The organism is Phormidesmis priestleyi ULC007 (assembly GCF_001895925.1).
GTDB classification, from domain to species: Bacteria; Cyanobacteriota; Cyanobacteriia; order Leptolyngbyales; family Leptolyngbyaceae; genus Phormidesmis_A; species Phormidesmis_A priestleyi_A.
Map to the genome: position 1 here is coordinate 43,559 of NZ_MPPI01000001.1, position 13,532 is coordinate 57,090.

10 protein-coding genes are annotated in these 13,532 nt (G+C 49.2%); 8 read left to right on the forward strand and 2 right to left on the reverse strand.

The window, feature by feature from the left end:
* Window positions 1-41: 41 nt before the first annotated feature.
* Window positions 42-1,463 (reverse strand): efflux RND transporter periplasmic adaptor subunit, encoded by a 1,422-nt coding sequence (locus tag BRW63_RS00205; protein WP_073068911.1) that lies wholly within the window; start codon window positions 1,461-1,463, stop codon window positions 42-44.
* A 591-nt stretch (window positions 1,464-2,054) separates the two neighbouring features.
* On the opposite strand from BRW63_RS00205, the gene BRW63_RS00215 reads away from it, so the two are divergent.
* Window positions 2,055-4,127, forward strand: a complete 2,073-nt coding sequence (locus BRW63_RS00215; protein ID WP_073068913.1) for an NACHT domain-containing protein — start codon at window positions 2,055-2,057, stop codon at window positions 4,125-4,127.
* 483 nt (window positions 4,128-4,610) lie between these two features.
* Here BRW63_RS00215 and BRW63_RS00220 read toward each other — a convergent pair whose 3' ends face one another.
* Window positions 4,611-5,234, reverse strand: a complete 624-nt coding sequence (locus BRW63_RS00220; protein ID WP_073068914.1) for a helix-turn-helix domain-containing protein — start codon at window positions 5,232-5,234, stop codon at window positions 4,611-4,613.
* A 300-nt stretch (window positions 5,235-5,534) separates the two neighbouring features.
* Here BRW63_RS00220 and BRW63_RS00225 point away from each other — a divergent pair, with 300 nt between their 5' ends.
* Genes BRW63_RS00225 through BRW63_RS00255 form a run of 7 tightly spaced genes read left to right on the forward strand, consistent with a single transcriptional unit; the run spans window position 5,535 to window position 13,530 of the window.
* Window positions 5,535-6,776: an FAD-dependent oxidoreductase gene (locus BRW63_RS00225; protein WP_073068915.1), complete on the forward strand. Its 1,242-nt coding sequence runs from the start codon at window positions 5,535-5,537 to the stop codon at window positions 6,774-6,776.
* Window positions 6,777-6,787: 11 nt separating this feature from the next.
* Window positions 6,788-7,036, forward strand: a complete 249-nt coding sequence (locus BRW63_RS00230) for a sarcosine oxidase subunit delta (protein WP_223257247.1) — start codon at window positions 6,788-6,790, stop codon at window positions 7,034-7,036.
* Window positions 7,033-9,966 (forward strand): 2Fe-2S iron-sulfur cluster-binding protein, encoded by a 2,934-nt coding sequence (locus BRW63_RS00235; protein WP_073068917.1) that lies wholly within the window; start codon window positions 7,033-7,035, stop codon window positions 9,964-9,966. The genes BRW63_RS00230 and BRW63_RS00235 overlap by 4 nt, the downstream gene beginning before the upstream one ends.
* Complete coding sequence (locus BRW63_RS00240) at window positions 9,963-10,601, forward strand: aminomethyltransferase family protein (protein WP_073068918.1); 639 nt, start codon at window positions 9,963-9,965, stop codon at window positions 10,599-10,601. Before BRW63_RS00235 ends, BRW63_RS00240 begins: the two co-directional genes overlap by 4 nt.
* Before the next feature lie 29 nt (window positions 10,602-10,630).
* Entirely contained in the window at window positions 10,631-11,959 is a 1,329-nt protein-coding gene (gene glnT, locus BRW63_RS00245; protein ID WP_073068919.1) for a type III glutamate--ammonia ligase, read from the forward strand.
* Window positions 11,960-11,965: 6 nt separating this feature from the next.
* Window positions 11,966-12,862, forward strand: coding sequence for a class II glutamine amidotransferase (locus BRW63_RS00250; protein WP_073068920.1), 897 nt, complete (start codon window positions 11,966-11,968; stop codon window positions 12,860-12,862).
* Window positions 12,850-13,530: a protein glxC gene (locus BRW63_RS00255; RefSeq protein ID WP_073068921.1), complete on the forward strand. Its 681-nt coding sequence runs from the start codon at window positions 12,850-12,852 to the stop codon at window positions 13,528-13,530. Before BRW63_RS00250 ends, BRW63_RS00255 begins: the two co-directional genes overlap by 13 nt.
* The last annotated feature ends 2 nt before the right edge of the window (window positions 13,531-13,532 follow it).

A 13,532-nucleotide genomic window follows, 5' to 3' on the forward strand; every position in this document is an offset into this window, starting at 1 on the left:
GGTGAAGGGCGCGAGATTCTGGTCAAATACGAATTCAGATTTTACTGTGGTGCGGCTGCGATCGGGGCACAGTTTTGCAGTTGCAGAATGCCTGCTGTCACGATGCGATCGTTGGAGCTGATTCCTTCTAAGACTTCTTGATCATTGCCGACAATTTTGCCTAACTTGATGGGTTTTTGGGCGGCAACCAATTGGTCTGGCTCGATCGCAGCTCCTGGCACGGTAGGAGCCTCACATTTTGATTCTTTAAAGGGAGCGGCAACGAACAGAAAATCTCTGCCGCCGAGTCGAGAAATTGCTGAGGTCGGCACTAACACGCCCGGACTTTTTGACCAAATAACTCTGGCGCGCACAAACTGCGAGGCGCGCAAACTGCCCGGATTGTCAAAGGTAGCTTTCGCCTGCACCGATTGAGAAGTCGCATCGACATTGGGCGCAACAAACGAAATTCGCCCTGTCTGCACTTCTCGATTTTGGTCATCTAACAGCTTGACGGGTAGACCAATTTTCAGATCTGACGATCGTTCTAAGGGCACCTGAAGCAGAATTTCTAAGCGCTGATTTTGGGTGACATTCATCAACTGAGTCGTCGGACTCACGCCATCGCCCACTTTGATCGGAAGATCGCCGATCGTGCCCGTAAACGGAGCCGTCACAGTGTAGTCTCGCAGTTGGGCTTGCCCTTCAGAAATGTTTGCCTGTGATTCTTCTAGCGCCCGTTCATTTTTCGTGACGATGGTTCGAGTGCGATTGATCACCGATCGTTGGGCTTGCACATCCGCTTCGGCTTGTCGTAGGGCAGCTTGTGCCGTTCGCAATGCGTTTAATCGCTGATCCAAGATTTGTTTGCTAGAGGCTCCTTGGTTGGTTAGGTCTTGATAGCGGGCATATTCTTGCTGGTTTAACTGAACATTGGCGGCGGCGGCGGCACGTTGTGCTTCGAGCGATCGCAGCGTGTCATTTGCGTTGATCACATCTGCCTGAGCCGACGCAATATCGGCATTGGCACTTTGGGCGGCGGCAACGCGGCTGGCAACTTGGGCACGAGGCCCGGCGGCATCAATTTGCAGCAGCGGCTGACCTGCGGTGACGCGATCGCCTGCTTTGACATAAATGGCAGACACCTGTCCAGACACGCGCGGTTGCAGCGTGATTGACTGACGCGAATCTAAACTAGCCGCATAGTCAGAACTGTCTGCGATCGTGGCGGTTTTGGGGTTGGAAAGCGGGACAGGAGTCGGGGGTGTTTTCATCTGACTCGCCATCATCATCGGCAAAATGATCCGACTAAACACAAGCCAACTGACTCCGCCCAACAGTGCCATCGCAATCAGTGCCGGAATTAGAAATCGCCGCCAGCGAGGAGGACGCGGTTTTTCTGGATGACTGGAGTCGTGTAGAGGAATTGTGTCTACGATCGGAGAACGACTAATTGAATTTCGATTAATCTCTTCGCCACTCATGAGTCTCCAGCCTGGTAAATGAAAAGTTGAGCTAGGGAGCGATCGTGAGAGGAGTCTCTCACATCACTAAGTCGAATTGAAGAAACAAAAAAGTCACCCTAACATATATTGTGGTGAATAGATTACTACGGGTGCGAATCGTTAGGCTTCTTCCTTTTGACAGACTTCGAGTGAGCATTGCTGATGTAGGCGTGAATTGTTGGGTTTGGAACTCGAACGATCGAGGAACGTGGATTTATTAAGGTGCAACTTCTCGGACTCAACTAGAGTGGATATCAATTCGTGGATGGCTCCGTTTGAGTCGGCTTGTGCCCCCTAAATCCCCCATTCTGGGGGATTTAGGGGGCGAAGATCTCAGCCATGACGAATCAAGAGATTTGATGACAAGATTGACAGGTTATTTGATCCACGATCGAGCGTTAATCTCGGAACTTGCAGATGAAAATAGGAACGATCGAGCGTTAACCTCGGAACTTGGAGCTTGGAACTCAAACGATCGAGCTTTGAACTCGAAAAGCGGGTTAATTTGGTCGCTTGCCTTTTCTCTAGAGTAGGCTAGTGGTGCTTCTCTAAGTGCTTTTGGATATTGCGATGACTCTCGACCCCATTTCTACCGGAATTGCTCTAGAAATCGGCAAAATTGTTCTCAAAACAGTGTGGGAAGGGGGCGGTAAAGTCGCGGGGATGCTTGGCAGAACAGTAGACAAAGCAACCCAAAATCTAGTCTTTCAAGCCTCTCAGAAATATGTCGAGAATTATGAGAAGCGTCACGGCATTCTCAAAGTGTTGGGGATGCGGGAACCTGTGACGCTGGAGAGTGTGTATGCTGCCGTGCAGTTTTTAGACGATCGAGCCTTGCAACGATTTGAATCGGTGGAGGCGCTCGAAGAAACCTATCGACTCTCAGAAGGTCGCAGCTTTCAGGGAAAAGATTGCCCCAAGCAAGAAGGGCTAAAGGTCGCGAATGCAAAGCAATATTTGATGGTGTTGGGCGGGCCCGGAGCCGGGAAATCGACCTTTTTGCGGCGCATGGGTTTAGAAGCGCTGAAAGGAAACAAAGGAGCTTATCAGCCGGGTTATATCCCGGTGTTTGTTGACCTGAAAGTGTTTAATAAAGGGGAGATCAACATTGAGAAAACCATCGCCGAAGAGTTTCGGATCTGTGGCTTCCCGTCGCCCGAAGAATCGACGCAGAGACTTTTGCAGCAAGGCAAGCTTTTAGTCTTGCTCGATGGCTTAGATGAAGTGGCGACCGATCGCATGAATGAAGCGATCAGCCAGATTCAAAACTTTGTCGATGCTCACAAGCAAAACCGCTACATTGCATCGTGTCGAGTTGCGGCTTACCGTCATAACTTTCGGCTGTTTACCGATGTGGCGATGGCAGATTTTGATGATGCTCAGATCAAACAGTTTATTGATAACTGGTTTCGTCGAGAACCTGACATCGCTGAGGATTGCTGGAAAAAGTTAAATAGTAAAGACCACACGGCGGCTAAAGAACTGACGCAAACGCCGTTGCTGCTGACGTTGGTTTGTTTGTTGTATGAGCGATCGCGCAAGTTTCCCACGAATCGATCGACGCTGTATGAGCGGGCGCTGCGAGTGTTGCTCGAAGAATGGGCAGCCGAGAAGGGCATTCCGCAAGACGACCTCTATAAAGGGCTAGACACCAAACGCAAAGAGATGATGCTGGCAGAAATCGCCCATGATAGCTTTCAGCAAAATCGATTGTTCTCGACCCGTCGCGAAATTGCCGACCAAATTGAGCAACTGTTAAAAGAAATCTTGCCGGATGAGAAGGGCGTAGATGGATTAAAAGTGTTGCGTAGCATTGAAGTGCAGCACGGCATCTTGGTAGAACGGGCAGACGGGATTTATTCGTTTTCGCATTTGACGCTGCAAGAATATTTGACCGCGCAACACATTGATGACCAGCGACAGATTGAGAAACTGGTGACAGAACACCTGACCGATCGCCGTTGGAAGGAAGTTTTTATTTTGGTGGCGGGGCTGATGCGCGGCGGAGCCGATGAACTGCTGTTGCTGATGGAGAAAAAAGCTCAGACCTACCTCAACACCCCAAAATTAAAAGCTTTGGTCATGTGGGCTGACCAAGCAACAGCAGGATCAGCAGGAAACTATAAACCTGCGGCTAAACGGGCGGCAGCGATCTTTCTCCACCTCGACCTCGATCCCGATCGCGCCCTCGCTAACGCTTACGCCCATGCCCTTGCCCACATCCTCGACTTTCCCATCGCCCTCGCTGTCAACCTTGACCTCAACCCCGACCTCAACCATGTTCTCGTCCAGTCCCTCTCCCGCGCCCTCTCCCTCGCTTACACCTTTGAAAAAACAAAAATCTTTAAATCTGTAAACTTTGTTGTGTTGATTGCTCGACTAGAAGCTCTGAAAACTAAGATTTCCAGAAACAATCAACCTATCGAATTCTGCCGAGCCTTTCACAACAAAGTTCTGCAAACCTGGTGCAACGCCCTCAATCTAAATTTAGAATTAGTCGATTTATCTGAAGCAGAAACTGAAGCTTTAGATAACTATTTCTATGCAAGTTGGCTGATGGTGCGGTGCAGACAAGCCGCCGTGCGAGTGTCGCCTACAACTTGGGCAGACATTGAAGACCGCATGGTGACGGTGAGAGACTAAAGTTTGGGGTGTGAAGTGTAGAAGAACTCGCCCTCACCCTAGCCCTCTCCCGCAGGAGCGATCGTGCATACACGCGTTGATCAATCCGTCATTGCCGAAATTGTTTGCCCCCTAAATCCCCCATTCTGGGGGACTTTGAGCCAGAAAGAGGGTCAGCGTTCAAACCATTTCTCAGGGTCAAAGTCCCCCAAAATTGGGGGATTTAGGGGGCACAAGCCGACTGAAACGCAGCGATGCCTTCGGCACACGCAAGCGTGACTGAGACGGAAACTCTGCTTTTACAATTACAATCCACCTGAATTTTAGCGATTCTCACTCTTCATCAATAGAGTCGTCATCGATCGTCCCACCCAAAATACTTTCTGCTGTAAATTTTCGGTTGATTGTAGAGGTAGTGCCCCCGTGCCTACCCCTGACATATGGAGGGCAACCACGGGGGGATTGCCCCTACCCAGGTTATTCTCTATTCAGCAACGCCACATTCTAACGATCGCCAGTTGGCACCGCATAGTGAATAATCGCCAGAAATCGAATCGGTAACTCAATCAGCTTTTCAGGGCCGTGAGGAACTTCACCCCGAAAGCTCAAAGAATCTCCTGGCTCTAACAAATAAGTGTGGATTCCGTGGCGATATTCCAGCTTGCCTTGCAGCAGATAGATAAATTCGATGCCGGGATGCTCAAATGTGGGGAAGACCTCAGACGCATCATCCATTGTGATCAAAAACGGCTCAAACAACTTCGTCGGGCCCTGATCGTATGCCAGCAAATGATAGGTATGTCCGCATTTCGTCCCGCGTCTCACCACCTCCATACCGTCGCCTTGTTTAACCAACTGTGCGCCGCCTGCTGGCATATTGTAGTTGCGAAATAGCGTCGAGAGAGACACGCCTAATGCACTCGCTAACTTCCCGATCGTCTCTAAACTAGTCGCAGTTTGGGCGTTTTCGATTTTTGACAACATCCCGCGAGAGATGCTCACCTGTTCAGCGACTTCAGCGATCGTCAACCCATGTTTCTGCCGCAGATCTCGAATGGCGTTGCCTAAATATCGCTCTAAAGAGTTGCTAGAAGAGACTTCTGTAGTTTTTGCGGGAGCTTCTGTCATAGTGATTTATCTCGATCGTCTCGCTTAATGTGACGTGAATTCGATGAAGCTTTTCGCTACGGTTGCCAATCCGGGCTGCCCCCTAAATCCCCCAAAATTGGGGGACTTTGAACCTAAATTCTGGGCTTGAAGTCCCCCAGAATTGGGGGATTTACGGGGCTGAAGCGCTGAAGAACGCAGCGAAAGAACTCATCGAACTGACGTTAATGTGAATCATAGCAAGAAACTTTGTTGACACTCATGAAACTTCGATCCATGATGTTTACTAAAGTTTTCCGATGAAAACTTGCAGGAGTTGTCATGCCGTTTCGTCTCTTAAAATTCGCTCTGTCGAAAGAACATCCCGAACCGCGAATGTTTCGCCAGCCCGATCGTTTAAAGTCAAATTACGATGCGGTGATTATTGGCGGCGGTGGGCATGGATTGGCAGCCGCTTATTATTTAGCACGCGATTATGATATAAAAAATATCGCTGTGCTAGAAAGAGGCTATATCGGTGGAGGCAACACTGGACGCAACACAACGATTATCCGATCGAACTATCTCACCCCAGAAGGCGTAAAATTCTACGATGAATCGGTGCGACTGTGGCAAGACTTATCACAAGACTTCGATCTAAACTTGTTCTATTCAAATCGCGGACACTTCACTCTGGCACACACCGATTCATCACTCAGAACCATGCGCTGGAGAGCCGAAGTCAACAAACATTTTGGCATCGATAGCGAACTCGTTGATCCCTCTGAAGTGCAAAAAGCTTGTCCGATGATAGATATGACCTGTGGAGGCCACGCCCCAATCTTGGGGGCACTTTATCACGCACCTGGCAGCATTGCCCGTCACGATGCGGTCGCGTGGGGTTACGGTCGCGGAGCCGATTTGCGCGGAGTCGAGATTCACCAACAAACCGAAGTTTTGGGGATTCAGATTGAGTCCGATCGCGTCACCGGAATTGAGACTTCGCACGGCACGATTTCAACGCCTCGCGTTTTATGTGCGGTTGCCGGATTTACGCCGCGAATTTTAGACATGGTGGGGTTACGATCGCCGATCCAGATTCACCCCCTACAAGCGATGGTCAGCGAACCGATGAAGCCCTGGCTTGACCCGATTATTGTCTCTGGAAGCCTGCACGTTTACGTCAGTCAAACAGCGCGAGGAGAGTTGGTAATGGGTGCCTCGCTTGACCCTTATGAATTGCACTCTACGCGATCGACCCTTGATTTTGCCGAAGGACTCGCCGCCCACATGCTAGAGCTATTTCCGTTTTTGTCTCACGTCAAAGTGGTGCGTCAATGGGCAGGCATGGCAGACATGACCCCCGATTTTGCGCCGATTATGGGCAAGACCGCGATCGAGGGATTCTATCTTGATGCAGGCTGGGGCACTTGGGGGTTTAAAGCAACGCCTGTGTGTGGCAAAACAATGGCGTATACCGTGGCAAACGATCGCAATCATGATCTGATTCAAGATTTTTCGCTGTCTCGATTTGAGCGATATGAATTGGTGGGTGAAAAAGGCGCAGCGTCAGTGGGTCACTAACCATGAAACTTATGACTTGTCCGATTAACGGTTCACGACCGATTTCAGAGTTTTTTTATGGGGGAGAGCTGCGATCGATGCCTGACCCAAACATGGTGACGGATGAGGTTTGGGCAGACTATGTGTTTCACCGTAATAATGCTCCGGGTATTAAATGTGAATGGTGGTGTCACATACCTAGCAACTCCTGGTTTATCGCTGAACGAAACACGCTAACGGATGAAATTATACACACTTATCTGTGGGGTGAGGTCGTATGAATCAACGCAGACTACCGCTCATCTCAGGAGAATGGATCGATCGCAGTCAGCCGATCGAATTCACGTTTGAAGGAACTCGCTTTACGGGATATGTAGGGGATACGATCGCCAGTGCGCTTTGGGCATCAGGTCAGCAAATCTTGGGACGCAGCTTTAAATATCACCGTCCGCGTGGGATTTTGAGCCTCGCCAACCATGACGTAAATACTTTAATGCAGTCTGGGCAGAAACTAAATATCCGAGCCGATGTCACGCCGCTAGAAGATGGAATGACGCTTTCAGCCATTAATACTTTTGGGGGAGTGATGGGCGATCGTGCGAGTGCGATCGAGTTTTTCTCACCGTTTCTCCCAGTTGGTTTCTACTACAAAGCGTTTAACAGCAAGCGTTTATTTCCTTTCTGGGAACGCTTGATTCGCAACATGACAGGGCTTGGACAGGTAGACTTCTCGACTCCTCACATTCGGACTGCAAAACGCTATGATTTTTGTGATCTTTTAGTGATTGGAGCAGGCATATCAGGACTCTCGGCAGCACTCTCGGCGGCAGATTTAGGTGCAGACGTTGTGATTGTCGATGAGAGCGCTAGAGCGGGAGGATCGGGTCACTACCAATTAGGAAATGACCCACTCCAATTAGAGAAAACAAACGAATTATTAAGCGCTGTCGAGAATCATCCGAGAATCCGTCTCTATACACAAACACAAGCGGCGGGATATTATGCCGATCGCTGGATTCCGTTATTAGATCGCGATCGCTTCACTAAAATGCGCGCAAAAACAGTCATTGCCGCAACTGGAGCCTATGAACAACCTGCTGTGTTTCGCAACAATGACTTGCCCGGTGTCATTCTATCAAGTGCAGCGCAACGATTAATCTATCGCTATGCAGTCAAACCGATGAATCGGGCTGTAGTTCTGGTTGCCAACGCTGATGGATACCGAGCGGTAATAGATTTGATTACAAATGGGGTAACAGTTGTTGCAGTGGTTGACCTGCGTGAAAGTTCTCTCAAAAGTGATGTGGCGCAAACGCTAGAACAGCAGGGAATCTCAATCTTTTTAGGCTACTGCGTCTATGAAGCGAGAGCCAATCCGGGTCGCGATGGCGTATCGGCGGCAGTGATTTGCCCGATCGACGTAAACGGCAACCCGCAAACAGGATTTAGGCAAACGATCGCGTGTGATGGCATTGTAGTTAGCGTAGGCTGGGCACCTGCGGCAAACCTGCTCTATCAGGCGGGCACTAAAATGCGGTTTAATAAACGGTTGCAGCAGTTTGTCCCGGAGGTTTTACCATCTGGTGTATTTGCGTGTGGTCGGGTGAATGGCGTTTTTGAGTTTGAACAGAAGTTGATTGACGGTCATCGGGCGGGTCTAGAAGCCGCTGCTCATCTAGGATTTGACTCACAGATTGAGGTGACAATCTCGCCCGAACTAGAATCACCTTCACACCCGTGGGCGATCGTCGAACATCCTGCCGGAAAGAATTTCGTAGACTTCGATGAAGACTTGCAATACAAAGATTTTCTCAACGCTGCCCAAGAAGGATTTGACAACATTGAACTACTCAAGCGATACACAACCGTTGGAATGGGAGCAAGTCAGGGCAAACACTCGAATATGAGTGCGCTGAGAATATTAGCGCGAATCACTGGGAAGACTCCGGGTGAAGTCGGCACAACGACCTCTCGACCATTTTTTCACCCAGTTCCGCTCTCACATTTAGCAGGGCGAGGCTTTACGCCTGAGCAACGTACTCCACTACATAGTCGTCACGTCAAACTGAATGCTAAATTTATGTTAGCGGGAATGTGGCAGCGACCTGAATATTATGCTCAGTCAGGAAAAAGTCGCGAGGAGTGTATCTGTCTAGAAGCTCAGGCAGTCAGGCATCAAGTAGGAATCATCGATGTCGGGACGTTGGGCAAGTTTGAGATTCGCGGGGCAGATGCGGCTGAGTTTTTAGAGCGCGTTTATGCTGGGCGATATAGCAAGATGAAAATCGGCACCACGCGGTATGCACTGATGCTGGATGAAACGGGAGTGACGATCGACGATGGCATGATCGCCCGACTCGGAGCAGAGCATTTCTATTTCACAACGACGACATCGGGCGCTACCGCGATCTATCGTGAGTTATCTCGTTTAAATACTTTGTGGCGGTTAGACTGTGGAATCGTGAATTTGACCGGGGCACGATCGGCAATCAATCTCGCGGGACAATATTCCCGTGATGTGTTGTCTAAGCTCACTGATTTAGATCTCTCTAGCGTTGCATTTTCTTATCTCGCCGTTCGTGAAACACACATTCAAAATATTCCTGTGATGTTGATGCGAGTCGGATTTGTGGGTGAGTGGGGTTATGAAATTCACGTTGCAGCAGATTCTGCTCCAGCATTGTGGGATCTGTTGTTAGAAGCAGGATTTGAGTATGATATTTGTCCGTTTGGCGTTGAGGCGCAGCGCCTTTTGCGACTCGAAAAAGGGCATCTAATTATCGGTCAGGATACCGACGGGTTAACGACTCCAATCGAAGCGGGGCTAGAGTGGGCGGTGAAGATGGATAAATCCTTTTTTATCGGGCAGCGCAGTTTACAAATTTTGGCAAAACGACCCATTAAACAAATCCTGATCGGATTCATGCTTGATCCTAATTTTCAAGGAACACCGCCGCAGGAATGTCATTTAATCATTCATGGCAATGAGATTGCAGGTCGCGTTACGAGCGTTGCATTTAGTCCCATTCTCAATCGTCATATCGGACTCGCCTACGTGAAACCAGAACTGGCTGCGATCGCCGATCTCATCTCAATCCGCCTATCAGACGGCACGATCGTATCAGCAACCATCACCCCCACTCCGTTCTATGACCCTGAAACCTCACGCCAGCAAGAAGACGTTACCCAACTTCAGGAGGTGACGGTATGATTCGTCGCATTAGCCCTAATCACGATCGACTTCAATCTCTGAATGGCACCTGGCGCGACATTAATGGAATGCCATCCCTCGTTTCCATTCCTGGAGATGACAGAATTGTGGCGAATTTGGGCATCGCTGATCTGTCATTTCTCACCCGCTTTGGGGTCAAAGGAGCCGGGGCTGTCGCTTGGCTTGAGAGTCAGAAGCTTGAGGTGCCCGATCGTGCCAATACCTGGAAGCCTCTCCCCGATGGCGGAATCATCGCCCGTCTTGGTTTGACTGAGTTCTTGATCGAAGATAGCTTACACAGCAGTTTTGCGCTGCGTTTGGCTGAGGCGTGTCAGTCTGTTCCCGCGAAAGTTTATCCGGTGTTGAGACAAGATGCCGCGATCGTGCTGTGTGGTAAAGCGATTCAAGATCTGTTGCGACAAACTTGTAGCGTTAACTTTCAAGCGTTGTCTCTGGCTGAACATCCTGTAATTTTGACGTTGATGGTAGGCGTTAGCGTTACGATTATTCCAATTTTGCCTGACCGTTATCGAATCTGGTGCGATGGCACGTTTGGAGCTTATTTATGGGAAACTTTGTTGACGATCGCGCAAGAGCTAGGCGGGGGAGTTGTCGGTGTCGATCGCTTGATTTAAGTTCAGACTAATTTTTAGGAGAGGAAACCATGACACCAGCAGAAGCGACTCAATTTTTAGCCGCGCATCAGATCAAGTTTGTTCTGGCGCAGTTTGTCGATATGCACGGAACCGCCAAAACAAAAGCCGTTCCTGTCTCACACTTTGAGGATATTTTGTGCCCAGGTGCAGGCTTTGCGGGGTTTGCCGTCTGGGGCTTGGGAATGCAGCCTAACAGTCCCGACTTTATGGCAGTGGGCGACCTGTCAACGCTGTCGATCGTGCCCTGGATGCCCGGATTTGCCCGCATTGTCTGCGTCGGTCATGTTCACAGCAAGCCTTACGCTTACGATGCCCGATTTATTTTGCAACAGCAGATCGATCGCTTGACCCAAAAAGGTTGGGCACTCAACACCGGGGTCGAGCCAGAATTTGTGCTACTCCGCAAAGATGAACAGGGTAAAATTCAGCCGTGCGACTCGACCGATACCCTTGATAAACCTTGCTATGACTATAAAGGGCTATCTCGGAGTTTGACCTTTATTGAGAAGCTGGTAACGAGTCTGCAAGCGGCTGATTTTGATGTCTATCAGATCGATCACGAAGACGCAAACGGTCAATTTGAAATCAATTACACTTACACGGATTGCTTAACGACTGCCGATCGCTTTATCTTTTTCAAAATGGCAGCGTCAGAAATCGCCAAAGAACTGGGGTTAATTTGCTCCTTTATGCCCAAACCGTTTGCGAACCGAACGGGCAGCGGAATGCACATGCATATGTCAATGTGGGAGGGTGACACAAATCTCTTTGCAGATGACACCGACGATCGGAAATTAGGGCTGTCAAAACTGGCTTATCATTTCATGGCAGGATTGCTCGCCCACGCTCCCGCATTGACTGCCATTTGTGCGCCGACAGTGAACTCTTATAAGCGGTTAGTGGTGGGTCGATCGCTGAGTGGGGCAACCTGGGCACCTGCCTATATTACTTACGGAGATAACAATCGTTCTAGCATGGTGCGCGTTCCGGGCGGACGGTTAGAGTTGCGTCTTGCCGATGGGTCTTGCAATCCTTATCTGGCAACAGCCGCCGCGATCGCCGCAGGGTTAGACGGCATCGAAAAACAACTCGATCCGGGTGAACCGTGGAATGTGAATCTCTATGATTTCTCAAATGTAGAACTTACAGAAAAAGGAATTCATACACTACCGCAGAGTTTAAAAGAAGCGATCGACGCGCTTGTCTCTGATGACGTGATTAAAAATGCGTTAGGTGTTTTAGCCGATGAATTTATTAATCTAAAGCAAATGGAATGGGTCGAATATATGCGACACGTTTCTGAATGGGAAGTTCAACGTTATCTAGAATTCTTCTAAAAGATTATGTGTGGAATTGTTGGACTACTGGTTAAAAAACCTGAACTACGAAAATCACTCGGTGAAATGATAGTGCCGATGTTGATTGGGATGAGCGATCGCGGGCCCGATTCAGCCGGACTTGCTATCTTTACAGAAATGCTAGATCCAAGTCATCGCAAACATAGTCTCTACTCCGGTGACAAAGAATTTAATTGGTCAGAATTGCTCTATAAATTTCAATCACACTTTGAAGGAGATACTGAAATTGATAGTCAAGGCAATCACGCAATCTTGATTAGTGATGCCGATCCAGAATCAGCAAAACAATGGATCAAACAACACTATTCACAGTTGTATATTTTGTCTACAGGAAGATCAATTAACCTCTATAAAGACACTGGAACGCCCCAAGAAGTCAGCGATCGCTATCACTTCAAATCGCTCAAAGGCTCTCACCTCGTTGGTCATACGCGTATGGCAACCGAGTCGGCGGTGACAGCCGCTCACGCTCACCCTTTTACGGCTGGCGAAGATTTCTGTCTCGTCCACAACGGCTCTCTCTCCAACCCCTATGAGATTCGTCGAAAACTTGAGCCACGTGGTATCAAGTTTGAAACCGATAACGACACCGAAGCCGCCTGTCGCTTTTTAGAATGGCGAATGCGTGAAGGCGACAACTTGGAAGCCTCAATCCAAAAGGGATTTGAAGCGTTAGACGGCTTCTACACGTTCTTAATGGGAACGACAGACAAACTCGCCTTGGTGCGCGATGCTTTTGCCTGTAAACCTGCGATCGTGGCAGAAACCGATGATTATGTGGCGATCGCGTCAGAGTTCCGATCGCTCGCTCATTTACCTGATGTCAACCACGCCCATCTCTACGAACCCGCACCAGAGGAACTGTATGTATGGACAGTGTAATCTTCGACTTATCGCAAACTCCGCTACGCGAGGTGAATCAGTTTCTCCATCACAACGCCAATGGGAAGCCGATTAAAATTTTGAATCCCAACGGTGCCCATAATATCGCTATCGGACTTGATTCACCTATCAGCGTTGAGATTGCGGGTCACGTCGGCTATTATGCTGCGGGAATGAATCAGTTAGCGAACGTGACGATCGACGGCAACGCAGGGACTGGGGTTGCAGAAAATATGATGTCTGGACGGGTTCATGTCAAAGGCTTTGCGTCTGTCTCGGCAGGGGCTTCTGCTCAAGGGGGATTGCTGATCATTGATGGCAATGCGAGTTTGCGCTGCGGCATTTCACTTAAAGGTGGCGATATTGTAGTAGGTGGGAGTGTAGGTAGCTTCTCGGCGTTTATGGCACAAGCGGGGCGAATCATAATTTGTGGAGATGCTGCTGACGCGATCGGAGATTCTCTCTATGAAGCAGTGATCTATATTCGCGGCACTGTAAAATCTCTGGGGGCAGATGCCCAGTTTGAGCCGATGTCAGAAACCGATTATCAAACCGTCGGTGAGCTATTAGCAAAAGCCGAATTTTGTCACGACCCCAAAGAGTTTAAGCGCATCGCCTCCGCCAAGCAGCTTTATCACTGGAACGCGGATGCCAATCAGGAGTATTAACC